26 protein-coding genes are annotated in these 24,646 nt (G+C 48.8%); 20 read left to right on the plus strand and 6 right to left on the minus strand.

The features are described 5' to 3' along the window. Nucleotides 1-26 precede the first annotated feature (26 nt). Together AC2D8L_RS02100 and ilvN are read left to right on the plus strand one after the other, a co-directional pair. Nucleotides 27-1,784, plus strand: a complete 1,758-nt coding sequence (locus AC2D8L_RS02100) for an acetolactate synthase 3 large subunit (protein WP_484683798.1) — start codon at nt 27-29, stop codon at nt 1,782-1,784. Further along, nucleotides 1,759-2,310, plus strand: coding sequence for an acetolactate synthase small subunit (gene ilvN / locus AC2D8L_RS02105; protein WP_484683799.1), 552 nt, complete (start codon nt 1,759-1,761; stop codon nt 2,308-2,310). Before AC2D8L_RS02100 ends, ilvN begins: the two co-directional genes overlap by 26 nt. Nucleotides 2,311-2,370: 60 nt before the next feature. Here the strand turns inward: ilvN and AC2D8L_RS02110 are convergent, their stop codons facing one another. Continuing rightward, nucleotides 2,371-3,255: an SDR family oxidoreductase gene (locus tag AC2D8L_RS02110; RefSeq protein WP_484683800.1), complete on the minus strand. Its 885-nt coding sequence runs from the start codon at nt 3,253-3,255 to the stop codon at nt 2,371-2,373. 111 nt (nt 3,256-3,366) lie between these two features. On the opposite strand from AC2D8L_RS02110, the gene AC2D8L_RS02115 reads away from it, so the two are divergent. Continuing rightward, entirely contained in the window at nt 3,367-3,771 is a 405-nt protein-coding gene (locus AC2D8L_RS02115) for a winged helix-turn-helix transcriptional regulator (protein ID WP_484683801.1), read from the plus strand. 3 nt (nt 3,772-3,774) lie between these two features. On the opposite strand, the gene AC2D8L_RS02120 is transcribed toward AC2D8L_RS02115, so the two are convergent. Beyond that, nucleotides 3,775-4,356 carry a histidine phosphatase family protein gene (locus AC2D8L_RS02120; RefSeq protein ID WP_484683802.1) on the minus strand — a complete coding sequence of 194 codons (582 nt, stop codon included), beginning with the start codon at nt 4,354-4,356 and terminating at the stop codon, nt 3,775-3,777. A gap of 179 nt (nt 4,357-4,535) precedes the next feature. On the opposite strand from AC2D8L_RS02120, the gene AC2D8L_RS02125 reads away from it, so the two are divergent. Beyond that, entirely contained in the window at nt 4,536-5,285 is a 750-nt protein-coding gene (locus tag AC2D8L_RS02125; protein ID WP_484683803.1) for a pyridoxine 5'-phosphate synthase, read from the plus strand. 135 nt (nt 5,286-5,420) lie between these two features. On the opposite strand, the gene AC2D8L_RS02130 is transcribed toward AC2D8L_RS02125, so the two are convergent. Both AC2D8L_RS02130 and AC2D8L_RS02135 read right to left on the minus strand, forming a co-directional pair. Continuing rightward, the gene (locus tag AC2D8L_RS02130; protein WP_484683804.1) at nt 5,421-5,945 is read right to left on the minus strand and encodes a methylated-DNA--[protein]-cysteine S-methyltransferase; all 525 of its coding nucleotides are present in this window, start codon (nt 5,943-5,945) and stop codon (nt 5,421-5,423) included. Then, the gene (locus AC2D8L_RS02135; RefSeq protein ID WP_484683805.1) at nt 5,942-6,331 is read right to left on the minus strand and encodes a VOC family protein; all 390 of its coding nucleotides are present in this window, start codon (nt 6,329-6,331) and stop codon (nt 5,942-5,944) included. Before AC2D8L_RS02135 ends, AC2D8L_RS02130 begins: the two co-directional genes overlap by 4 nt. A 132-nt stretch (nt 6,332-6,463) precedes the next feature. Here AC2D8L_RS02135 and AC2D8L_RS02140 point away from each other — a divergent pair, with 132 nt between their 5' ends. The 3 genes from AC2D8L_RS02140 to AC2D8L_RS02150 all read left to right on the plus strand — a co-directional run bounded on the left by AC2D8L_RS02140 (nt 6,464) and on the right by AC2D8L_RS02150 (nt 10,309). Continuing rightward, on the plus strand, nt 6,464-7,297 hold the full coding sequence (locus AC2D8L_RS02140; RefSeq protein WP_484683806.1) for a universal stress protein: 834 nt from the start codon (nt 6,464-6,466) through the stop codon (nt 7,295-7,297). A gap of 223 nt (nt 7,298-7,520) precedes the next feature. After that, entirely contained in the window at nt 7,521-8,720 is a 1,200-nt protein-coding gene (locus AC2D8L_RS02145; protein ID WP_484685138.1) for a multidrug effflux MFS transporter, read from the plus strand. Nucleotides 8,721-8,821: 101 nt separating this feature from the next. Beyond that, a complete protein-coding gene (locus AC2D8L_RS02150; RefSeq protein WP_484683807.1) occupies nt 8,822-10,309 on the plus strand; it encodes a carboxypeptidase M32 in 1,488 nt (495 codons plus the stop codon). Between the two features lie 3 nt (nt 10,310-10,312). On the opposite strand, the gene AC2D8L_RS02155 is transcribed toward AC2D8L_RS02150, so the two are convergent. Further along, on the minus strand, nt 10,313-11,233 hold the full coding sequence (locus AC2D8L_RS02155; protein WP_484683808.1) for a DMT family transporter: 921 nt from the start codon (nt 11,231-11,233) through the stop codon (nt 10,313-10,315). A 264-nt stretch (nt 11,234-11,497) separates the two neighbouring features. Between AC2D8L_RS02155 and AC2D8L_RS02160 the strand changes: the two genes are divergently transcribed. The 9 genes from AC2D8L_RS02160 to ilvC all read left to right on the plus strand — a co-directional run bounded on the left by AC2D8L_RS02160 (nt 11,498) and on the right by ilvC (nt 19,579). Further along, entirely contained in the window at nt 11,498-13,438 is a 1,941-nt protein-coding gene (locus AC2D8L_RS02160; RefSeq protein WP_484683809.1) for a putative bifunctional diguanylate cyclase/phosphodiesterase, read from the plus strand. 124 nt (nt 13,439-13,562) lie between these two features. Then, the gene (locus AC2D8L_RS02165) at nt 13,563-14,351 is read left to right on the plus strand and encodes an MBL fold metallo-hydrolase (protein WP_484683810.1); all 789 of its coding nucleotides are present in this window, start codon (nt 13,563-13,565) and stop codon (nt 14,349-14,351) included. A gap of 142 nt (nt 14,352-14,493) precedes the next feature. Then, nucleotides 14,494-15,762 carry an O-acetylhomoserine aminocarboxypropyltransferase/cysteine synthase family protein gene (locus tag AC2D8L_RS02170; RefSeq protein WP_484683811.1) on the plus strand — a complete coding sequence of 423 codons (1,269 nt, stop codon included), beginning with the start codon at nt 14,494-14,496 and terminating at the stop codon, nt 15,760-15,762. 50 nt (nt 15,763-15,812) lie between these two features. Further along, the gene (locus AC2D8L_RS02175) at nt 15,813-16,577 is read left to right on the plus strand and encodes a helix-turn-helix domain-containing protein (RefSeq protein WP_484683812.1); all 765 of its coding nucleotides are present in this window, start codon (nt 15,813-15,815) and stop codon (nt 16,575-16,577) included. Between the two features lie 77 nt (nt 16,578-16,654). Further along, the gene (locus tag AC2D8L_RS02180; protein WP_484683813.1) at nt 16,655-17,044 is read left to right on the plus strand and encodes a VOC family protein; all 390 of its coding nucleotides are present in this window, start codon (nt 16,655-16,657) and stop codon (nt 17,042-17,044) included. Continuing rightward, nucleotides 17,045-17,365, plus strand: a complete 321-nt coding sequence (locus tag AC2D8L_RS02185; protein ID WP_484683814.1) for a DUF1801 domain-containing protein — start codon at nt 17,045-17,047, stop codon at nt 17,363-17,365. Nucleotides 17,366-17,443: 78 nt separating this feature from the next. Next, nucleotides 17,444-17,728, plus strand: coding sequence for a putative quinol monooxygenase (locus AC2D8L_RS02190; RefSeq protein WP_484683815.1), 285 nt, complete (start codon nt 17,444-17,446; stop codon nt 17,726-17,728). A 151-nt stretch (nt 17,729-17,879) separates the two neighbouring features. Next, on the plus strand, nt 17,880-18,506 hold the full coding sequence (locus tag AC2D8L_RS02195) for a TetR/AcrR family transcriptional regulator (protein WP_484683816.1): 627 nt from the start codon (nt 17,880-17,882) through the stop codon (nt 18,504-18,506). Between the two features lie 53 nt (nt 18,507-18,559). Beyond that, a complete protein-coding gene (gene ilvC / locus AC2D8L_RS02200) occupies nt 18,560-19,579 on the plus strand; it encodes a ketol-acid reductoisomerase (RefSeq protein ID WP_484683817.1) in 1,020 nt (339 codons plus the stop codon). A gap of 81 nt (nt 19,580-19,660) precedes the next feature. Here ilvC and AC2D8L_RS02205 read toward each other — a convergent pair whose 3' ends face one another. Continuing rightward, nucleotides 19,661-20,410, minus strand: a complete 750-nt coding sequence (locus AC2D8L_RS02205) for an SDR family oxidoreductase (protein ID WP_484683818.1) — start codon at nt 20,408-20,410, stop codon at nt 19,661-19,663. Between the two features lie 121 nt (nt 20,411-20,531). Here AC2D8L_RS02205 and AC2D8L_RS02210 point away from each other — a divergent pair, with 121 nt between their 5' ends. From AC2D8L_RS02210 to AC2D8L_RS02225, 4 genes are all read left to right on the plus strand, one after another. Beyond that, complete coding sequence (locus AC2D8L_RS02210; RefSeq protein ID WP_484683819.1) at nt 20,532-21,134, plus strand: TetR/AcrR family transcriptional regulator; 603 nt, start codon at nt 20,532-20,534, stop codon at nt 21,132-21,134. Between the two features lie 96 nt (nt 21,135-21,230). Further along, nucleotides 21,231-22,136, plus strand: a complete 906-nt coding sequence (locus AC2D8L_RS02215) for a PhzF family phenazine biosynthesis protein (protein WP_484683820.1) — start codon at nt 21,231-21,233, stop codon at nt 22,134-22,136. Nucleotides 22,137-22,203: 67 nt separating this feature from the next. Further along, nucleotides 22,204-22,635: a hypothetical protein gene (locus AC2D8L_RS02220; RefSeq protein ID WP_484683821.1), complete on the plus strand. Its 432-nt coding sequence runs from the start codon at nt 22,204-22,206 to the stop codon at nt 22,633-22,635. 380 nt (nt 22,636-23,015) lie between these two features. Beyond that, nucleotides 23,016-24,575, plus strand: a complete 1,560-nt coding sequence (locus tag AC2D8L_RS02225) for a 2-isopropylmalate synthase (protein WP_484683822.1) — start codon at nt 23,016-23,018, stop codon at nt 24,573-24,575. The last annotated feature ends 71 nt before the right edge of the window (nt 24,576-24,646 follow it).

Consider the following 24,646-nt stretch of genomic DNA (forward strand, 5'->3'; position numbering starts at 1 on the left):
ACGCCAATTGAGGAGAAGTGAGAAAGATGGCTCAGGAAATGACCGGCGCAGAAATGGTCATTCAAGCGTTGATCGATCAGGAAGTTGAACATTTGTTTGGCTATCCCGGCGGCGCTGTTTTGCCGATTTACGATGCAATTTTCCAAACGGACAAGCTTGAGCATATTCTGGTGCGGCACGAACAAGGTGCTACACACGCAGCAGAAGGCTATGCACGTTCAACTGGAAAATGTGGCGTCGTACTTGTGACATCTGGCCCAGGGGCCACAAATGCTGTCACAGGTCTCACAGATGCATTGCTTGATTCAATCCCCATGGTCTGCATCACTGGGCAAGTACCGACACCATTGATCGGCTCGGACGCATTTCAAGAATGTGATACAGTTGGCATTACGCGGAACTGCACCAAGCACAATTATTTGGTGAAGTCTGTTGAAGATTTGCCGCGCATTTTGCACGAAGCATTCTTTGTCGCAACAAGTGGTCGACCCGGACCGGTTGTCATTGATATCCCAAAAGATGTTCAGTTTGCATTGGGGAATTATTTTAAGCCCAACACTGGTTCGCACCCAACTTACAAGCCGCAAATGTCCGGTGATTTGGAAGCTATCAAAATGGCCGTCGACATGATGTTGAAGGCGGAAAAGCCAATCCTTTATACAGGTGGCGGTGTAGTGAATTCAGGGCCCGAAGCGGCAAACGAGTTGCGCGAAATGGCGGAACTAACCGGTTTTCCAGTCACCTCAACATTGATGGGCCTTGGCGCATTCCCAGCGTCTGACGAGAAGTGGCTCGGCATGCTCGGTATGCACGGCACTTACGAAGCCAACATGGCGATGCATGATTGTGATTTGATGATCTGTGTCGGCGCGCGATTTGACGACCGAATTACTGGCCGGATCGATGGGTTTTCGCCGAATTCGAAGAAAATCCATATTGATATTGATCCTTCATCGATCAACAAAAACATTGAAGTTGATTTACCTATTGTCGGCGATTGCGGTTTGGTTTTGGAGGAGATGGTGCGCATTTGGCGATCTCGCACCAACGAGCCGCGCACAGAGGCGATTTCTGGCTGGTGGAAAGAAATTGGTGAATGGCGCGATGTGAAATCGCTTCGATATCAGCCGTCACAAGAGCATATCAAACCGCAATATGCCATTGAGCGGTTGTATGAACTGACCAAAGAAAAAGACGTCTATATCACCACTGAAGTCGGTCAACATCAGATGTGGGCGGCCCAATATTTTCACTTCAATGAGCCAAACCGTTGGATGACTTCCGGTGGCTTGGGCACCATGGGCTATGGTTTGCCGGCGGCTGTTGGCGTGCAGGTTGCACACCCAAATGCTTTGGTGATTGATATTGCTGGGGAAGCCAGTGTGCAGATGACGATGCAAGAAATGTCGACTGCTGTTCAATATGGACTGCCGATCAAAATCTTCATATTGAATAATGAACGGATGGGCATGGTGCGCCAGTGGCAAGAATTGCTGCATGGTGGGCGTTATTCAAATTCATATTCCGAAAGCTTACCGGACTTTGTTAAAATGGCCGAAGCATTTGGCGGGCACGGCATAATGTGCGACGACCCGGCAGAATTGGACGACAAGATCATGGAAATGATCAATAGCGATAAACCTGTGCTGTTTGATTGCCGTGTGACCAAGGAAGAAAACTGCTTGCCGATGATCCCATCGGGCAAAGCCCACAATGAAATGATTTTGGCCGACACCGCAGATATCGGCAATATTATTGATGAAAAGGGGAAAGCCCTTGTTTAAGCCAAGTTGGGATAAAGAGCGCAACCAGTTGGTTGAACGCCATACATTGACTGTTCTTGTTGACAATGAGCCAGGTGTTTTGGCCCGCGTGGTTGGGCTATTCTCCGCGCGTGGTTTCAATATTGACAGTCTAACTGTCTCTGAAACAGAGCATGATCGTCACCGTTCGCGCATCACGATTGTAACAGTTGCAACGCCAAAAGTGCTGTCGCAAATTAAGCTTCAATTGGAGCGGTTGGTACCAGTTCATCGCGTGCATGATTTGACCGCAGAAGGCAAAGCGCTTGAGCGCGAACTTGCGCTGGTCAAGGTTGCAGGCAAAGGCGAAAATCGTGTCGAAACCCTGCGGTTGGCAGAAGCATTCCGCGCCAATGTCGTTGACGCGTCTATTGAAAGCTTTGTGTTTGAAATCACAGGTCGCCCAAACAAGGTCGAGCAGTTCATCGCATTGATGCAACCACTCGGTTTAGTTGAAGTGGTCCGCACCGGCCTTACCGCAATTTCTCGCGGTAAAGAAGGTATGTAGATCGCACTGCTTTTGTGAATTGAAAGAGGCCGCATCGTTAAACTGATGCGGCCTTTTTGTTTATGGCTTTGGCCAAGACGCAATATGTTGCTCGATGCTTGTTAGCTGCACCTCGAATATTCGTTCCAACTCATCCGTTTGGATGTTTACGTAATTCTCATTTGCGCTGTTCAAGGATTGGTATAGCCCCGCTAAACCATCGCCAACGGCTTCACTGCCAAACAATTGACCAATATGAGCGCCAAACTCTTCGGGTGTCTGAGGGTTGAATTCTACCTTTTTACCAATCCATCCCGAAAGTGCCACGGCAAGCTCAGATCCAGTAAGTGGATTTGGCGAGCCGATCTTGAAGCTTTGTCCGGCAAGTTCTGGCCGTTGCAATGCCGCTACGGCAACCTTTGCTTGGTCATTATGCGAGACGAAGGGGATTTTGCGTGTCTCAGGCATTGGTGGATAATTCAGTATGCCTGCGTCATGCAATTTTGGCACAAATGGTGGCACAAAGAGATTTTCAAGATAAATAGTTGGCTGCAATATGATAGCATTCAACCCACTTGAACGGACAGCTTCAACAGTAGCCGTGACGCCATCGATCATGGGTGTTGAGGCATATTCATTGCCAGCAGGCCCCGATGTAGAGAAGACCATAAGCGGCAGTTTTGTCTCGTGAGCTGCTTCAATGAAATTGGTCAGCCAAATTTGAGGGTGTGAAAAATCTTTTGGGACCGGGAGGTGCAAAAATGCGGCATCCACACCTCTCAATGCTTCAACCACCTGATCCCTTTTCAACAGGTCTGTAGACTGATATGTGAGATTTTTTGTCGGCTTTTTTTGATCTGCATTTCGAACAAGGGCGCGAACATCCAGGCCTTGATGTATTGCTTGGGCAGCGACAGGCGCGGCTTGGGCGGAATTGGCGTTAAATATCGCAACAGTTTTGGTCATGATAGTTCCTGATTGTGTGTTGGTTACCTTTAGGAACTGCTATATATAATCACATCTTGTCGTCGCGAAAGAAGGCATTTTGAACTCTGGTAGGCACTTTGAGGTAACCATATGTCAGCTGAAGAAAACCAAACCAAAAACCTTTGTGATGAATATCAAGCTTGGGAAAATGCGGGATATGAAGTGCCATGTCCGGTGCGTAATACGCTGGACCGAATTGGCGACAAATGGTCGGTGCTCGTGGTTTTGCGACTTGGGGCAGGGCCCGTGCGCTTTCTTGCCCTGTTGCGCACAGTTGATGGCATTTCGCAACGGATGTTGACCGTCACCCTTAAATCATTGGAACGCGACGGGTTAGTCAATCGCAAAGTCTACGATACGCGCCCGCCCGCCGTTGAGTACAGTTTAACCGAACGAGGCAAGACTTTGCTAAATCCGATTAAGGTATTGGTTGATTGGAGTTATGCGAACGCTGACGATATTGAAGCCTCACACAAGGAATTTGATAGGGCCTAAATGTCAGGCTGACCAGATTGTTTCGCAGCTATCTTCCAACACATGCACGACGCCTTGTGGTTCGCCCAAACTGAGCATCTGTTCTGTTGATAGACCACAATAAATGCCGCGGATGATTTTGCCGACTTGGCCGTGCGAAACAGCAATCGTTGGTCCGGTTAGGCTTTCAAGCCAGCTTTTCGAGCGCTCATAAACATCTTCAAATGTCTCGCCGCTAGGTGCGCCGAAATACCAGTCGTAGCGCTGTTTTCCGGCCACTTGCTCTGGATATTCCTGCTCAACCTCAAAGCGCGTCATGCCGCCAATTTGGCCGAGATTTATTTCCATCAGCCGTTTTTCGTGTGTCGGCGCAAAGGCAAAATGCTTTTTGATGCCGTCTGCGGTTTCAAGCGTGCGTCCGAGCGGGCTAACAAATTGGTCAAATCCATCAGGTGTTTGCAGTTCACGGCGTAAAATCAGCCCAAGTTTTTCTGCTTGGTCCCGACCATTGGCGGTAAGTGGTGAATTGAGAACCCCTTGCGTGCGGCCTGCAACATTCCATTCAGTTTCGCCATGGCGCATGAAAATGAGGCGTGGATAGTCCATTTGCACTTAGTCCTGATTTTGAAAAACGTGTGGAAGGTGAGGTTCTTATGTCTTATTTGGCAAAAATTGTCATCCCTTTGTCTTAGTTCGTTGTTCTTGATGTTGCCAGTGCGTGGGATTTGCCTTAACGCTTGAAATAATCGTTTCTTAGGGGTTCAAACCCAAAGTGTGGGGAGATTATGGTGACCGCACTCTCTGTAAATTTGAATAAAGTCGCGCTTTTGCGCAATCAACGCGATCTTCCGTGGCCAAGTGTTGTGGGTATGGCGCGTGTGGTGCTGGATGCGGGCGCTGATGGGATTACAGTGCATCCCCGTCCGGACGAACGCCATATTCGGCGTGCTGATACATATGATTTGGCCGCTTTGGTCAAACAAGAATATCCAGACAAAGAGTTCAATATTGAAGGCTATCCGGACAAACAATTCGTCGAATTGGTTTTAAAGAATAAGCCGGATCAAGTGACCTTTGTGCCTGACGATCCAAACCAGGCCACATCTGACCATGGCTGGGACGTAAAAGGTTCCCACAACGTCTTGGCGGACCCAATACGGCGCATGAAAGATGCGGGCATTCGTGTTTCTTTGTTTGTTGATGAAGATCCAAACATCCCGCCAGATGCGGCAGAAGTTGGCGCTGATCGGATTGAGATTTACACTGGGCCATTTGGTGGCACTTTTGGCACGCCCGAAGGGGATCACCATTTGCAACGGATGCAGGTTACTTCCCATGCGTCGAGTGCTGCTGGGCTGATGATCAATGCGGGGCACGACCTGACATTGGAAAACTTACCGGCATTCATGCAAGCTGTGCCCAACGTCGCAGAAGTTTCAATTGGCCACGGCATCACCGCCGATGCTTTGCTGATGGGATTTGCGGAAGCGGTTCGTCAGTATCAAATCGCATTGGGTAAGCCTGAGCCGCATTAAAATCGCTCTTTTGTGCCCTGTTGGCGAATACACAATTTCTGCGCGCTTCAAATATGTTTAATATTATCCAGTGCTCGAAATCGTGTATTCCCCACCAGCTCACCAAAACTGCTGATTTTACTTTTGGCTCAGATCTCAAAATAGGTTGAACTGCACGTTTTTGGTTTTTTCGAGTTGAAGCAAATATTGCTTCTTCTCGACACCACCGGTGAAGCCGCCAAGATTGTTTTTTGCAGCAATGACGCGGTGGCATGGCACAATGATGGGGATTGGGTTTTGCCCATTGGCATTGCCAACGGCTTGCGCACCTTCTGGCTGCCCAATGCGTTTAGCCAACTCCCCATATGTTATTGCATCGCCGTATGGAATTTTTTGTAATTGCGCCCAAACCCGTTTGTTATAGTCCGTGCCGATCAGCTTGATGTCGATGTCAAAACTATTGCGTTCACCGGCGAAGAATTCTTCTAATTGCTCAATTTCACCCGCAAACCGGTTGTGATCTTCCGTCCAGGTTTCAAGCGGCGTGGGCAATTTGCTATGAACCGAGATATCCAGATAGAACAGTGCGTCCTGATCGCCGGATAACATCATTCTACCCAATGGACCATCCATATAGGTGTAAGAAAGGTTCTCCAATCGATCGGTATATCTTGCGCTCATTTTTCTTCTTCGGTTTTGTCGATCCCTATTGGCTCCCACAGTTCAAGTCGGTTGCCTTCAGGATCAAATAGATGTGCGAATTTTCCATTCGGTTCTGCTTCTGCCTGAACCTCAACGTCTATTCCAGCGTTGCGCAACTGTTGCACCATCGCATCCAGATTGGCGACCCGGAAATTGAACATGAACTGTTTTTCTTTGTTCTTGAAATAGTCTGTGTCGTCGTCAAAGGGTTGAAGCACCGTTGTGCCGCCTTTGGGTCGCCAGCCAATAATGCCATATTCCTGTGGTGTCTTGCCGATACCCAGATGCTGCTCGTACCAATCGGCCAACATTGTTGGGTCTTTTGCGCGGAAAAACATGCCGCCTATGCCTGTCACTTTTTCCATTGCTCTCTCCCTATGTCTCTTTGTTGGCACTAGCCTATTGCGCTCGTTGATTAAGATCAACGCAACGGACCGCACTTAGGTGCATCATATATTTACAAGTTCTGTTTCACCTTTTTCAACGGGGAGATAATCATGATCAAAGACATTTTAGTGCATCTTGACGGCAGTAAGGAAGACGAAATTCGCCTTTCCTATGCGGTTCCAATCGCTCAGCGCCACGAGGCGATGCTTGTCGGCTTGCTGTGTGTTGAAATTCCGGATGTAGTGAGCGCTGGAGGTGGGGTATTTTCTGTTGGGCAAGTTGCTGCAGAATTGCGGTCTCAAGCCGAAACACAAGGCAATGAGGCAGAAACCAAGCTAAAGGCCGTATTTGAGAAGCTTGATGTCCGATCAGAATTGCGCCGCATCGACACGGTGGGTGCACAGATGGGCGAGGCGATTGCGCAGGAGGCGCGCGTTGCCGATATTTTCGTTGCGACACGTCCATATGGACATTTCACCGAGCAGCCTGAATTGTTGGAAAAGATTTTGTTTAGCTCAGGCCTTGCATGCTTGTTCGTGCCGCCTGCTATTCCTGCTCAAAAACCATTTAGCCGGATTGTCGTTGGTTGGCGCAACTCGCGCGAAACAGCCCGCACGGTAGCGGATGCCGTACCATTTTTGCAGCGTGCCGATAAAGTCACACTGGCCATGGTGCATGAAGGAGACTCGAATGAAGAGTTGCGCATTGAGCCCGGCGCGGACATGGCGCGTCACTTAGATCGACATGGGGTGAATGTTGAATTGCGTAACATCACTGGTTGGGACAATGCAGCGGACGCTTTGCTCAACGAGATTGAGCGGGCTGACGCTGATATGTTTGTGATCGGTGGCTATGGACATTCACGTTTTCGCGAGTGGGTGCTTGGCGGTGTAACACGGGCGGTGCTCACAAAAGCCGAAGTGCCTGTGCTAATGGCGCACTAATTTAATCCACACACAGACGCCTAACTTAACGGGGTCGACAATTGTCGACCTCTTTTTTTGTTTGCAATATTCGAAAAATCGGTTACGGCTAAGAAAAGTAGAACCAATAAAAAACCATTGCGGGCTCAACCTACTCGCCGTTCTGCTTATCTGGTGTATTGCACCTTCAAAAATTCCTAATTCTTTGGCGTGCCTTTGGGCGCGAACATTTGGTGATCTGATGATTAATGCGAGAATGCTCAAAAACGCCCTGATTCTGGGTTTGATTACAGCGATTGGTCCGTTTGCGATCGATATGTATTTGCCCGCTTTGCCAGCCGTTGCGAAAGATCTGGGCGCGGATACAGCTGCAGTTCAAGCCAGCTTGATGTCCTTCTTCCTCGCGCTGGGGCTTGGTCAGCTTATTTATGGCCCAATTTCCGATATTTATGGACGCAAGAAGCCTTTGTATTTCGGGATGGTTCTATTTGTGATCTGTGGCGTGGGCGCCGCGATGGCTACCGACATCAATTGGCTCATTGGGCTGCGGTTTTTCCAAGGGCTTGGTGCATGTGTTGGTGGCGTGATCGCCCGTGCGGTGGTGCGTGATTTACACACAGGGGCAGAAGCCGCACAACTAATGTCTTTGTTGATGCTGGTCTTTTCGATTTCGCCGATTTTGGCGCCACTCGTTGGTTCGGGCATTATTCAGTTTGGCGATTGGCGCTTGATTTTTTGGGTTGTCACAATCATCGGGGCACTTGGCATTGTGATGATCATGTTCTTCATGGAGGAAAGTCATCCAGAGGAATCGCGCATTCCCGCGCAGGTCGGCGCGATATTTTCCAGTTATTGGAAGGTAATGCAGGACCGATCGTTCTTGGCCATGACTTTTGTCGGTGCCTTTGGCATGTCGTCTTTCATGGTGTTTTTGGCGAATTCGTCGTTCGTGTTTATCGATCATTACGGCCTAAACCCAACGCAATATAGCTTGGCGTTCTCGATTAATGCGGTTTCGTTCTTTGCGATGTCACAGCTGAACGGTGTTCTGTCGAAAAAGTATGGCCTAATTCCTCTAATCCGTTTCGGCGTGTTTGGGTTTGCATTCACAATGATTTCGATGTTCGTGGTCATGTCAGCTGGATTTAATGGTTGGCCGGTTCTGTCAACATTCTTGTTTATCGGGTACGGATTTTTGGGTCTTGTGGTGCCGGTAACTGCTGTTCTGGCGCTAGATAATCACGGTTCGAATGCCGGCACCGCATCTGCGCTCATGGGCACGTTGCAAATTGTAACCGCGGCCGGTGCGATGGCTGTATCAGGTGCGGTATTTGATGGGACGCCTATGCCGATGGTTGCGGTGATTGCGACATGTTCGGCCATTGGTCTGATTATCACGTTGCTCAATCTGAAAGCAAAACGGGCGACTGCTGCCGCCAATTAGAATAATTTGACGAGGGACGATAAAGGCGTTTGACAGTTGTTTCTTCAGACGCTCTACTCGGCGCTCACACCTCTGATTGATTTTAGAAAATGATGGAAAATATGTCTGCATATCGTCAACTTGTTGATCGCTTTGATCAAATTTCTGCCATTCGTGGTGCCTCTGCCATGTTGGGTTGGGATGCTGAAACAATGATGCCTGATGGTGCTTCCGGCGTGCGCGGGGAACAGCTCTCTGCGCTTGCATCGGTTGCCCACGAAAAAATCACAGACACGGCTTTAAGCGACTGGATTGAAGAAGCGAAAGGCGAGGGGCTTCAAGGGACAGAAGCTGCGAACTTAGCTGAGATGGAGCGCAGCTTTCATCACGCGAGTGCATTACCAAATGACTTGGTTGCCGCGCTAACCAAAGCGACGACGCATTGTACCCATGTTTGGCAAACTGCTCGCGGGGAAGACGATTTCGAATCCTTTGCCAAGGCGTTCGAGCCGGTTCTTAAACTGGTGCGTGAAGCATCGGTTGCAAAAGCCGAGGCGCTTGGCCTGTCGCAATATGATGCGATGTTGGATGAGTTTGATCCCGGGATGCGCGAAGCGCAGGTCGATCAGTATTTTGGCGAACTTCAGGCCTTCTTGCCAGAATTCTTGGATCAAGTGGTCGACCATCAAGCAAACAATAAGACGTTTGCTCCGCTTGAAGGCGCAACCCCCGTTAGTGCCCAAGAAGAACTTGGCAAAAAGTTCATGACCGCGTTGGGATTCGACTTCAATCACGGCCGTATCGACGTGTCCGCTCACCCGTTTTGCGGTGGTGTGCCAGGTGATGTGCGTTTGACAACCCGATATAACGAAGATGCGTTCAGCCAAAGCCTTTATGGCGTTTTGCATGAAACCGGTCACGCTATGTATGAAATGGGCTTGCCTGAGGAATTGCGCGGCCAGCCGGTTGGCGAAGCACGCGGCATGTCCATGCATGAAAGCCAGTCGCTATTCCTAGATATGCAGCTTTGTCGCTCAGACGAGTTCTTGGCCTATGCGTTGCCAATCGTCCGGGACACATTTGGTGTTTCTGGCAAAACTTGGGAAGCGGAGAACTTCACCCGATCACTCCTCAAAGTTGAACGCGGATTTATCCGCGTAGATGCTGACGAAGTAACATATCCGCTGCACGTTATGCTGCGTTATCGTTTGGAAAAAGCATTGCTGTCTGGTGACCTACAGATCAACGATATGGAAGCAGCGTGGAACGACGAGATGAAAAAGTCGGTTGGTGTGGTCCCAGACCGTATCGGCAATGGTTGCATGCAAGATATTCATTGGCCAAGTGGCGCAATCGGCTACTTCCCGACATACACCATCGGCGCCATGGTTGCCGCGCAACTGTTTGATACGTTGAAAACGCAAGTGCCAAACTGGGCAGATGACGTCCAAAAAGGTGATTTCACTTCAGTGTTTGCTTGGTTGCGTAAAAATGTGCACCACAAAGCGTCGCTTTACTCAACGCCCGAACTCATCACCCAAGCAACTGGCAAGCCTCTTGATGTAGGTGTTTTCAAAGCACACCTAAAAGCGCGTTATCTTGCTGACTAGCGATCACAAACCACTCTGGTCTGTATGCTGTTCGCGATAGAACACATATAGACCAGATCCTAGGATGATAGCGATCCCGAGCCATGTTAGCGCATCCGGAAAGTCGCCGAATACAAAATATCCTAAGATCGTTGCAGCGATAATTTCAACATATTGAAATGGCGCGAGCAGGCTCGCTGGTGCGCGCTTGAACGCTTCGGCAATCAACACATATGCCATACAACCCATGGTGGCGGAAAGCGCAAGCCAGCCCCATTCGCCAATGGTGGGCATGCTCAGTTGAAAATCGGTTAGGCCGATATTGTGTCCTAATGTGGTCGCGACCAACAAGAACCCTGTGCCAAATAATGTGGCCCATGCCTGCACTGCTATGCCGTCCATTTTGCCTTGGAGGCGTTTTGTCACCGTGAAATAGCCTGCCATGCAAACGGCCATAATTACTGGCGTAATGGCGTAAATGCCAAAGGTTGCATAGTTGGGACGTATGATGATTAGTGCGCCCATAAGGCCAACGCAGCACGCAGTGATCCTTCTCCATCCAACCTTTTCGCCTAGGAAAATCATGGAAAAGAATACGAGGATTAGTGGTTCAACGAAGAAAATCGCAATCAGCGTGGCTAATGGCAGCACACTCAATCCGAGCATTAGCGTGAGCATGACCACGCAAATGAAAGCACCCAGCAACAAAATTGTGCGCCAATGCTCTTTTGGAAATTGAAGCTTTCGCCGAACGGCAAGTAGGCACATGAACAGAACAGTTTGGACGACAAATCGAAATAGAGCGATTGCGCCCGGCGACAAAAAGTCTGTCAGATATTTCCCAATTGCGTCCATAGCGGGCAACAATAACGCCATGGAAATCATCAGCGTCATGCCGAGTTTGGGATTATTGTGCTCAGCTGCAAAGGCTTGTTGGTCATCCATTTCGGGCGCGTCCTGTTTGAAGCGCGAACGACCGCGCCCGAAACTTGGATATTAAGGTTTGCAGGGGTCTGTCCGCGAATTTCGGTTCTTTACGGGGTGAGCCTAGCATGGATGTCAGACAAAGCAATATGTTGTTGTTTCGCCCCCTTGGCGGGGTGAATCCGATGCGCATTTTTGGGCAGGGAGGTCAAACCTTAACCATGATATCTAACAATTTCTTCAATTCTGGGTTGTATCGCTTATGGGTTAACTAGGGGAGATCGTATGTTGCACAAATTCTTGCAACTCTATCAGGTGTCGGTGAAGAACCCGGAATTGGTGCGCGCTCAGTTGGCGGAATTAACGCGAAGGACGCCGCTAATTTATGCGATTACGTGCATAAACATTTGGGCACTTTCCTTTACATTCTTTGGCCAAGCCCCCGCGTTTTTGACAATCGCCGTGCCGGCTGCGCTAAGTTTTATTTGCTGTTTGCGTTTACTTTATTGGCTTCGCCAAAAGAACAAGAAACACGGTATCAAGGATTCGGTGCGCCGCCTGAGGAAGGCGGTGCGTGTGTCTGCGCTTATCGCGCTTGGATATGTCACTTGGGCCATCTGCCTATTTCCTTATGGCGATGAGGCGACGCAGGCTGGGTTTCCATTTTTTGTTGCGATCACTGCGATTGGCATAACTTGTTGCTTGCTCTATTTGCGGGCCGCAGCTTTTGCCACGGCCACCAGCGTCATTGGGCCATTTGTGATTTTTTATCTTGCGAGCGGCGAGATGACACAAATTATTGTGGCTGGTAACACTTTAGCGATCTCAATCGCCGTTGCCTATTCGATGCTGACTTATAATGACGACTTCTCTCAGATGATCGAAAATCAGCGTATGACCCAAAAACTCAGCGATGAGAATTTACGGTTGGCCAACCAAGATAGTCTGACCGGCCTGCCAAATCGTCGCTGCTTTTTCACCCACCTTAATAATCGCTTCAAAACGGTTGATAGGGGGGAAGGTATTGTCGTTGGCTTGCTTGATTTGGATGGGTTTAAGTTGGTGAATGACGTCTATGGGCATCCATGTGGGGATCGCTTGCTGAAAGCCGTTGCGGCCCGTTTGGTCCAGTTTGAAGAACATGGGGTTTCGTTTGCCCGCCTCGGCGGCGACGAATTTGGCTTCATTGCTCACAACGAGATGAGTGAAGAATGTGCTCGTGATCTTGGTCAGTTGATTTGCGAGGCCTTCAACGAGCCATTCGTGCTGGATGAGGGGCCAATTCAAACGTCAACATCTATTGGCATCGTCTTGTCAAATTCTGAGAAAGTTGAGGGCGCGCACAAATTGTTTGAGCAAGCAGATTATGCGCTTTATTACGCGAAGCAAGAGTTGCGCGGTACAACGGTCATCTTTTCTCACGAACACGAAGATATCATTCGCGATTCAAGTGGAATTGAACAGGCGCTACGTGGCGCGAATTTTGATGATGATTTCCATCTTGTTTATCAGCCGATTGTTGATACGCTCACATCCAAAATCAAGGCGATCGAAACGCTTGCGCGCTGGCGTACACCCAATGGTCGCATGGTACCACCAGATATATTTATCGCTCATGCCGAGCGCTTGGGATTAATGAACGAATTGACGTTTAGTCTTCTGACGCGCGCGTTGCAGTCGGCGACTACGTGGCCAAATGATGTGGATTTGTCATTTAATCTTTCTGCGTTGGATATTGGTTCGCCTGACGCAATGGCGCGAATTCTTTCGCTGGTGGAACAGTCTGATTTTCCCGCTGAGCGGATAACTTTTGAAGTAACTGAAACCACGATTATGAAGAACTTTGAAATCGCGGCGAACTCCTTGCACATGCTCAAGAACTTGGGTTGCAAGATCGCGCTTGACGATTTCGGCACAGGCTTTTCAAGCCTTAGCTATTTGCAAAAGCTACCGCTTGATCGCATCAAACTGGACAGAAGCTTTATCTCTGAAGTGGAGCTGCATGCCAGGACGCGCAACATTGTCGGCTCAATTGTTGGCTTAGCCGATACGTTGAATATGAGTGTCGTTGCCGAAGGCGTCGAGACAGCCGGTCAACAATCCGCGATGGACAATTTGGGTTGCGATTTATTGCAGGGCTATTACTTTTCCAAACCACTTGAGTTTGCTGACTTGAAAGCCAAACTCAACTCTAGATCTGAGGCGAATGACGAGGTTGCCGCATAGTTAGATCAATGAGATCTATCAATGTTCTGCGTCCGCCTCGCAACCCTTCGTGTTGTACGCATGTATTTGACATTTTGAACAAAACTTCATAAAGAAAGAAAAATCTTTCTTTATAGGTGTTCTGATGATTTGTGAAACTTGCGGTGTTCAATATAGTGAAAATGCCAACTTGGCCGTTTGCTCGATTTGTGTTGACGAACGTCAATATTTGCCAGCCGATGGTCAGCGGTGGACGAGTTTGTCGCAAATATCTGAGGGGCGAAAAGTAGTCGTTCTAGAGCGGGAAGAAGGGTTGTTTGAGTTTCGTGCTGAACCAGAGTTCGGCATCGGGCAGCGAATGTTCTTTGTAACAACGCCATCAGGTAATCATACTTGGGACTTTGTTCCTCTCGTTGATGAGAGCATTTTGAATTTCATCGCTGACCATGGCGGGGTGAGCGCGATGGCGGTATCGCATCCGCATTTTTATTCCACCATGCGCAATTGGTCCGACGCACTGGATGCCCCTGTCTATATCCATGCGCAAGACAAGCAATGGGTAGGCGAACAGTTTCCGCGTCAGGAGTTTTGGCATGGTGATCGCACATCATTGGGGCAGGGTGTGCAACTCATCCGGTGCGGCGGACATTTCGATGGCTCTTCGGTGATGCATATTGATCAAGCAACTCAAAAGTCACTTCTCGTCGGAGATACGATTTTTCCGGGCGCTGATCGGCAAAGTGTTTCTGTTATGCGGAGCTACCCCAACCGTATTCCTCTTGGACCCACACGCATCAAAGAGATCATCCGGGTTTTGAATGACGTCGAATTTGGAAAGATTTATGCGGGATTTCCTGCCGGTGAGATCTTGGAAAATGCGCGGGAAATTTTCGATGTCTCTATGACGCGTTATCTCAAAGCGATCAGCGAGTAGCGTGAGGGATTGATAATTTCTATTGCAATGTTTTGGTCACCCGACCGGATTTGGTGGAAATTGGCTGGCCGTCCGGGCAATGGATTTGCTAGGCTTTTCATCGGACCCAATCTCAATGTGAAAAATTAGGATGATCAAACAGATGAAACTGGAATCATTAGCGCTTCATCATGGCTATACGTCAGAAGAAACCACCAAAGCGGCGGCCGTGCCGATTTATCAAACAACCTCTTACACGTTTGACGACACGCAGCATGGCGCAGATCTGTTTGATCTTAAAGTTGCGGGCAACATCTATACCCGCATCATGAATCCAACCACTGCGGTGCTTGAACAGCGTGTTGCCGAGATGGAAGGCGGTATTGCAGGTTTGGCCCTTGCCTCAGGCATGTCGGCGATCACCTACGCGATTCAAACAATCGCTGAAGCAGGCGATAATATTATTTCTGTCGCGCAGCTTTATGGCGGCACTTACAATCTGTTCGAACATACATTGCCACGTCAGGGCATTGATGTACGCATGGTGGATGCCAGCTTTGACGGTATTGAAAAGCTATTTGACGAGAATACAAAAGCAGTGTTCTGCGAAAGCATCGGCAACCCTGCGGGCAATATTGTTGATATTCAAAAGTTAGCCGAAATCGCCCATAAACATGGCGTGCCTGTGATTGTGGATAATACCGTTGCAACGCCATATTTGTGCCGTCCATTCGAGCATGGCGCCGACATAGTCGTGCACTCGCTAACGAAATATATCGGCGGTCACGGCACCTCAATTGGCGGCATCATTGTTGATAGCGGCAAATTCGATTGGGCCGCGAATAAAGAGCGTTTCCCGCTTCTGAACGAGCCTGATCCGTCATATCACGGTGTTGTTTACACAGAAGCCCTTGGCGAAGCTGCCTTTATCGGCCGTGCACGGGTTGTGCCGTTGCGCAATACTGGCGCTGCCATTTCACCGATGAATGCGTTCTTGATTTTGCAGGGTCTTGAAACACTTGGCCTTCGTATTGAACGCCATTGTGAAAATGCGCAAAAGGTTGCTGAATATCTAGAAGCACACGACAAAGTGGCTTGGGTCAACTATGCAGGGCTTACGTCATCTCCTTACAATGCGCTTGCGGACAAAATTTCAAACGGCAAAGCTTCGGGCATTTTGAGCTTTGGCATCAAGGGCGATCGCGAAAATGGCGGTAAGTTCATCGATGCATTGCAGATGATTTTGCGCTTGGTGAATATTGGCGACGCTAAGTCATTGGCATGTCACCCAGCCTCAACCACCCACCGTCAACTCAGCGCGGATGAACTGAAAGCTGCGGGTGTTTCAGAGGACTTGGTGCGGATTTCTGTCGGTATTGAACATGCTGACGATATCATTGCTGATATCGAGCAGGCATTGGCCAACGTCTAATTACCTTCATCGGGCCGCGTTTATGTGCGGCCCGAACTGTTTGGTGCAATGTGCAAGCATATTTAGAAAATGCACCGACGCGAAAGTATCAACGTTGGGCAGAGCAATTTTGGACGTTCGAGGCTACAACTTCCGGGCAAGCGACTATTTTGCCAGATGCTCGGTCGGACATAATTTTTCGCTATGTAAAGGACGGCTTGCGGATCAAGGATCTTCAGCCGATTATCACATCTCCTTCAAATACGTCGTTTGAGATTTCATATAATGCGATGGACAGTTGGGTTGGTGTTCGGCTTAGGCCTGAGCAGACATCTGCTATTTGCAAACTTTTGCCAGCGTTGTTTGAACAAGACAGGGTTGGAACGGATGAGACGGTCAGTTTCTTCCAAAAGCAATCTGTTGATCTCGCTGCCCTCGCAACGGTTGCAGATTTCAAAGATGCATTGGAGATTGCGATCTCAAAACTGCCGATTGTCAGTTTCCCCAAATGGGTGGTGAATGCGATTGACCAGTTTCATCTTTCTGGCGGACGCGTCACCGTTGCGCAACTTAGTGCGATAAATGGTGTATCGGACAGGCATTTCAGGCGCGAATTTGTTCGGGCGGTGCACGTCTCGCCAAAGGAATATGGCGCGATCATTCGCTTTCATCGGGCGTTGCGTTTGATAACAATTCGCGGGTTGTGCATTTCAGATGCGGCGTTTGAAGCTGGGTATGCCGATCAGTCCCACATGACACGTGCCTTTAAGCAGTTTGGTGGGTTTTCACCCAACCAAATTCCCGAACAGCTTTCGCTACCCGGCTTGCCGATTTAATTATGTCCGATTTGTTCAAGAACAGATCAACCCGTTTCCCTATTCTGATACTAACGAATGGTGGAAGGATTTGAAAAATGAAATTTGGCTATACAATAATCTACGTTGAAGACGTGGTTTCAACCGTTGAGTTTTATGAAAATGCGTTTGGACTAGAGCGACGTTTCATTCATGAGAGCAACGCCTATGCTGAAATGGAAACAGGCGCCACTGCGCTTACATTCGCGTCCGAAGATGCTGCGACAGACAATGACATCGCCATCTATCCTAACAAAAGCAAAGAGCTTCCTGCAGGTTGGGAAATCTGTTTGCTGACGGAAAATGTCGAGGCTGCATATGCCAACGCCTTGAATGCTGGTGCCAAGCCAGTGCTGGCCCCGGTAGATAAGCCTTGGGGGCAGGTCGTCTCCTATGTTCGGGATCTAAACGGATGCCTTGTCGAACTTGCATCACCAATGGCGACGTAGATGACAGAATTCGAACCACAAGCGATTGTCGCCGCGCTTGAAGAGTTGATCCTTGAATTGCTTCCTGAGGGGGTCGCCAGAGAAATGTATGGCGGCATCATGCTTGAGCTCGTGCCGGGTGAACATTCGACCCGGCTTTGTGGGTATTTTGCCCACACGGCTCATGTTTCAATTGAGTTTTCGTTTGGGGCAAAATTTCAAGACCCCGATGGCTTGCTGGAAGGGACGGGCAAGTTTAGACGTCACCTAAAACTCAGGCATGTGGGTGATGTTGCCGGCAAGCAAGTGGCATTCTTCATCCAACAATTGCGGGATGAGTAGAGACAAATTTTTCCATTGATCGTTTGTGACGGCCAACATAGTTTGTGTTTGTTCCCAACACCAAACCGGAAGAAACAGATGACAGGCATAATATACCTTAACGGCCATATCGATGTGCCGCTTGATCGTCTTAGCGCCGTTGAAGCTGCGCTGCCGCGTCATATCGAATTAACGCGTGCGGAGCCGGGGTGTATTTCGTTTGAAGTCGTGCCTTCGACCCAAATTGAGGGTCGGTTAAAGGTCGCCGAAATGTTCGTTGACCGCAAGGCGTTTGATGCGCATCAAGAACGAACCAAGGCTTCGGAGTGGGCAAAAATTACAAAAGACATTCCGCGGGAATATACAGTTCGCGAAGGCGAATAGTCCATTTGCACGGCTGCGTTGTCACCAATATGGACGCTAAGGGCTTTTCACCTTAAACCGCCGATTCCCATTCAATTTCACTTTTTGCTTGCATTCTTCAGTACCGTACGGTACGGTTCCTTAATGATTATCTAACCATTGGAGAATTGTAGTGGCTCAGGCGGTAAGACTAGGCGATGAAGAACTAACTGCACGCCAGCAGGATGTTCTAGATATTGCACTATCGCTATTGGTGGAGGTTGGCGACAAGCTAACGATGACCGGCGTTGCGCGTCGTGCTCGATGTTCAAAAGAGTCGCTATATAAATGGTTTGGTGATCGTGATGGTCTTCTGACTGCCATTGTGCAGTGGCAGGCGGCAAAGGTACGCACAGTACCCGTTGGTCCACAGCGCATGTCAAAAGAAACATTGCAGTCGCACTTGGAGCAGTTTGCTTTTGATTGGCTCAAAGTCATCTCCGGTGACATTTCAGTTGCCCTAAATCGATTGGCAATCACTCATGCTGGGCCATTGAGCAATCTTGGCACAACAGTTTTGATGAATGGTCGTTTTGCAGTAGGGGATCGGCTAAAGCCACTTCTTAAAGCAGGTCGGGGTGCAGGACTGTTGCATTTCACTGACGAAGAAGAAGCTTTTCGAACTTTTTTTGGTCTAGTGATCAGAGATGTGCAAATCCGTCTACTGCTTGGGGAAGAACTGGTGTTAAGCGAAACAGACGTTGTGCGCGATGCCAAAAGGGCAGTCGAACAATTTGTGACACTATACGGCATTCGATGAATTAAGCGGCGAGATAACTCGTCAGAATTAAGAAAATAAGAGGGATAACACCAATGCGTGTTTATTATGATCAAGACGCAGATCTAAATCTGATCAAGTCAAAAAAAGTTGCAATTATTGGCTATGGTAGCCAAGGGCGCGCGCATGCGTTGAACCTAAAAGATTCAGGCGCAACAGAATTGGCTGTTGGTCTTCGTCCTGGTTCCGCCACTGCGAAAAAAGTTGAGGCAGACGGCCTTAAAGTGATGACAGTTGCCGAAGCTGCTGCCTGGGCTGATGTGATGATGATGGCGACGCCTGATGAGTTGCAAGCTGACATCTACACTGACGAAATTGCACCAAACATTCGTGACGGCGCTGCAATTGCTTTCGCCCACGGTTTGAACGTTCATTACGGCTTGATTGAGCCGAAACAAAGCGTTGACGTACTTATGGTTGCACCAAAAGGCCCAGGCCACACAGTGCGCGGCGAGTATGAAAAAGGCGGCGGTGTGCCTTGCCTTATCGCGATCCACCATGATGCTACCGGCAATGCAAAAGACATCGGTTTAGCGTATGCTTCTGGCGTTGGCGGCGGTCGTTCAGGCATCATCGAAACAACATTCAAAGAAGAGTGCGAAACTGATTTGTTCGGCGAGCAGGCTGTTCTTTGTGGTGGTGTTGTTGAGCTTATCCGCGCTGGTTTCGAAACACTTGTTGAAGCTGGTTATGCACCTGAAATGGCCTATTTCGAGTGCTTGCACGAAGTAAAACTCATTGTTGACTTGATCTATCAAGGCGGCATCGCCAACATGAACTACTCTATCTCAAACACTGCTGAGTGGGGTGAATATGTTACTGGTCCACGCATCATTACTTCAGAAACAAAAGCTGAAATGAAACGCGTGCTTGATGATATTCAATCTGGTAAATTCACTTCAGATTGGATGCAGGAATATCGTGCGGGTGCTGCTAAGTTTAAAGCGACTCGTCGTAACAATGACGCGCACCAAATCGAAGAAGTTGGCGCAAAACTTCGCGATATGATGCCATGGATTAAAGCTGGCGCACTTGTTGATAAAGAGCGCAACTAGGGCTTAGCCCCAGCTTTCAAACTAATAAACCCTAGCTCTCCCAGAGCTAACTTGAGGGGTGCTTCTTTAGCACCCCTTTTTTTATCGCAAAATTCTGGCAGCTATTTCAGGCGCAATCCGATTGATGATGCGCAATAGCTTAGCCTTCGCAACCCAGATTTCAGACTTTCCATTTTCGATGCCTTTGAAGATTTCAAGAGCGGCTTGCTCCGGCGAGATTTTGCCTTCACCACGCCCCTTGGTCATGTCGGTTGCAACCATTGGCAGCATCACTTCAACAACGTTTATTGGCGAGCCGTTGGCGGCAGATTGATACCGTAAGCCTTTGGAAAATGAGCTCAAACCGGCCTTTGTCGCGCTATAGGTGGGAGCCGAGGTTTTGGGCGCTAGGGCTAATCCTGAGCTGATATTGACCACAGTGCCGTTGGGTGAAAGCTGTAATTCTTTCAGCAAACCAAGCGTTAGCGCGATCGGTGCGCTCAAGTTCAAAGCAATTTCCTTCATGGAGATGTCTGTGTTCTTTTTTGATTTTGCGAAGTCGAAAAAATCCATTTCGGTTTGGCTAGCCGCATTGTTGACCAGCAAATCGATTGATTTGTCGTTGGCTTTCACATCCTTGAGTAATGACTGGATTGAAATTGGGTCTGACAGGTCGCAATCTATTCCGGTGACTTCAGACTTCCAGTCCAGATGTTCGGCAAAAAAAGCATCGGTTCTGCGCCCAACAATGATCGCTTTGTAGCTGTTTTCAACCAGCAATTTTGCCAGTTGTTGGCCAATGCCTCTTGTGCCACCAGTGATGATTGCTGTTTTGGCTGTTGGTTTTGCCATGGCAAAGCTCCGTCTTAAAGTTGGTATGCTCATTTGGCCGATGAATTAGGCGCTGGCCGTTGTGCATTTGCTGTATTTCACTTAAGATACGAGTAATTGCTCACGTTACAACTCGCGTTCCATGACACGTCAAACAGACGACCTAAAGCCCCGGAAATCGCCCGTTCAATCTCGCTCGAAGGCGGTGGTTGAAGCGATATTGCAGGCCAGTATTCGCATTCTGGATCGTGAAGGATACGCCGCCTTCAACACAAATCGGGTGTCAGAAGTCGCCGGGGTAAGTGTTGGATCGGTCTATCAATATTTTCCTTCAAAAGAAGCGATATTGATGACAATCCTGCGCCAAAAACGCGAGAAGCTACTTCACGATTTCAGTCATGTGGCAAAGTTGGAGCGCAATGACGACCTGACACAAGTAATGAACCGCCTTGTTCGCGCAACGCTCGAAGCGCAGGGGGAATGGCCCAGATTGGCCAAAACATTGGCATTGGCGGAACATGACCTGCCTGTCGAAGCAACAGGACGTGACTTAAAAGCTCAAATCGCGGATGCCTTGATTGACGTTTTACAGCATTTCCAGATTGAACAGCCGCGGCAAGCTGCACGCGATGTCATCGCGATTGTGGATGCGCTTATCCACGCTTCTGCGTCGAAAAATGCGCCTAAGAATAACGAGCTTCAACAAAATATCGTCAATGCCGTAAAAGGCTATCTGCGGGTTTAATTTACGCTCAACATTCACAGCCCGGACATCGTAACGGTATTTTTAAGTCATGCTGTCACGGTGTGCTGGTGCATCAGGCGACAAAGGGGAAGTTCCGTGCAATTATCTTACACCATTGTAGATGTTTTTACGCAAAAACGACTGCAAGGAAACCCTCTAGCCGTAGTGCATGACGCAGATATGATCCCAGATGCAACCATGTTGAGCATTGCTAGAGAATTCAATCTTAGCGAAACAGTATTCATTCAATCCCCAGATAATGAACGACATGTTGCACAGTTGCGCATTTTTAGCCCTGCGGGTGAAATGCCATTTGCGGGACATCCGACAATCGGAGCCGCCGTCTTGCTTGGTTTACGGCAAAAAGTCACAGCAATTCGACTTGAAGAAAAAGTGGGTACAATTGTTGCCCTTACAACGCCAAAAAGTAAAAGCTTGGGGCACTCCCGATTTAGTCTTCCCAAATTACCGGAACGGATTGGGGAAGCACCATCGACAGAAGACTTGGCGAAAGTGCTTGGGCTTGCAGTTGAGGATATTGGAACCGATCAACTTTCCCCTGCAATTTTCAGCGCGGGCATTCCGTTTGTGTTGGTGCCTGTCAAAAGCGCGTCCGTACTTTCCTCCATCAAGCTGGAGCGCCGGGGCTGGCATAACGTTTTTAATGGCGAAAGCCATGAGGTATATGCGTTCGCACCAATTGAAGGTGATCGGCACGCCCAGTTTGCAAGTCGCGCATTCGTTGATTTGGGCGACATTAAGGAAGACCCTGCTACTGGTTCCGCGGCTGCGGCACTATGTGGATTGTTATCAGAGCAATATTATCAGGGCACTGAGGGTCTGACTGATTTTTCAATCAAACAGGGCCACGACATGGGCCGCCCGAGCATAATTGAAGCGCAGATTAAGCATGAAAATGGCGAATTGGTGCATGCCGGCATCGGTGGACATGCGGTTATTCTGGCCAATGGGACTTTGTTTTTCGACGAAGAGAGCGAGTAGTTACGCAGGCGCTTGTGTTACCGATGCCTGATGCCTATCGTCTGTCTTTAACGTTTGGAGTGATGCGATGACCACTTTGTCCAATATCTTGCTGATGATCCACTTGTTTTGCATGTGCATGGGGATTGGGTTTGGCTTATCTGTCCTTGTGACAAGCACGCAAATTCAAGACATAGGAAGTGATGCCGGTCGCGCGCTGCTTGGTGTGGTGAAAAAACTATCTGCATTGGCTCGAATGGCGATTGCGTTCTTGTGGCTTACAGGCATTTTGATGCTTGTGTTCGGATATCCTAACCCTATGGCACTGGGCTGGACGTTTTTTGCCAAGCTCTCCTTTGTGGTTCTGCTCACAATTTCAGTTTTTTATGCAAAGACACTCGGCCCCAAAATTGCGACCGGAGACAAGACAGCGCGTGCAATGGGCAAAAAGATCGGAATAATCAATGCAGGCTTTGCCACACTCGTGATTGTTTTTGCGGTGCTTACTTTTTCGAGCTGATCGGTTTGGCCGCCAAATAAGGGCATGCGAACTGAATTGTTAAAATTTGGCGTTTGCATGCGCGCAAAATTTTGTTATGCGTTTTAAGAACATAGATTTTGTAAGTGTCGATTTGGCACCGTTGGAGTTGTTGTCGCATCATGCGAAACGCGGTTTTACATAGAGATTTCACGGGAGTGCAGGCAAATGCCGCCGCACGTGATTTGTCATGCGCGCGCAAACAGCTCCCACTCCTTCTAGACCTACTCCTTATTTGCCCCTGAGTACCGGCAGTTCTCAGCGTGAGAGCGGGTGTTTAGGGGAGTAAAACAAAAGCCAGAGATTGCAAATTTCCGGCCCGCAATTGTTTTATTTGGGGTCGACCACATTAGGACTAAATCATGAGCACCACATCAACATCCAATACTGACCGCGTCTTTATTTTTGACACGACGTTGCGCGACGGGGAACAAGCTCCCGGCGCGACAATGACACATGAAGAGAAACTGCAGGTCGCCGAGTTGCTCGACAATATGGGCGTGGACATTATTGAGGCTGGCTTTCCAATTGCTTCCAATGGTGACTTTGAAGCTGTATCCGAAATTGCACGTCGTTCGAAAAACTCTGTCATTGCCGGGTTGGCGCGCGCAATTCCAGCGGATATTGACAGGGCAGGGGCGGCTATTCGTCCAGCAGCGCGTGGACGTATTCACACCTTCGTATCAACGTCACCGCTTCATTTGAAATATCAAATGAACAAAACAGAAGACGAAGTGTTTGAAATGGTCATCAGTTCAGTGACCCAAGCGCGCAATTTGATTGATGACGTAGAATGGTCAGCAATGGATGCAACACGGACGTCGATTGAGTTTCTTGCACGTTGTGTCGAAGCGGCGATTAATGCTGGTGCGACGACCATTAATATACCGGACACTGTCGGATTTTCAGTGCCTGAAGAATATTATGCGATGATCAAATCGTTGATCGAAACCGTGCCGAATTCTGACAAGGCGATTTTCTCCACGCATTGTCACAATGATTTGGGCTTGGCCGTAGCCAACTCAATTGCTGGCGTCCAAGCAGGTGCTCGTCAGGTTGAGTGTACGATCAATGGATTGGGCGAAAGGGCTGGTAACGCAGCGCTAGAAGAATTGGTGATGGCATTGAAAACACGCGGCGATGCGCTGCCGTTCCACACTGAAATTGATGCCACCCATTTGGCTAGGGCCTCAAAAATTATATCTGCGGCCTGCAACACGCCTGTGCAGTTCAACAAGGCGATTGTTGGCAAAAATGCCTTCGCCCATGAAAGCGGTATTCACCAAGATGGCATGCTCAAGAATGCCGAAACCTACGAGATTATGACCCCAGCAAGCGTTGGCATCAAAGAAACATCTCTCGTCATGGGCAAACATTCCGGCCGTGCCGCATTCAAAGACAAGTTGAAAGATCTCGGTTACGAGTTGGGCGACAACGCTTTCCAAGAAGCATTTGTACGGTTCAAGGAACTGGCTGATCGGAAGAAGAACGTTTACGATGACGATTTGATCGCCTTGGTTGATGATGAAATGGGCTCAATCGAAGACAAGATCAAACTTGTCGGCATGAGTGTTTCATCGACCATAGGTGGCGAGCACATTTGCGATCTAAAAATTTCAATCGAAGGCGAAGAGAAGTCAGTTCAGGTTTCGGGAACCGGTTCAGTTGACGCGATTTTCAATGCAATCAAACAAGCCGTCGGCGCTGATCCTCATCTTGTTCATTACGGGGTTGATGCGGTGACCGGTGGAACCGATGCACAAGCTAACGCCCATGTCCGGTTGGAAATGGACGGCAAAATTGCTTCTGGACGCACTGCCGAACCTGATACATTGGTGGCGTCAGCACGTGCATACTTGAATGCATACAACCGTTTGTTAGTTGATCGCGGTGCTGCAGCTCAGGGCGCTATGGCTGGTTGAGACCGCTAACTAAATTGAACTAAGGGGCGTCCAATTGGGCGCCCTTTTTTGTGGCACAAGCCAATGTGAGT

The organism is Maritalea sp. YIW29, from assembly GCF_057219265.1.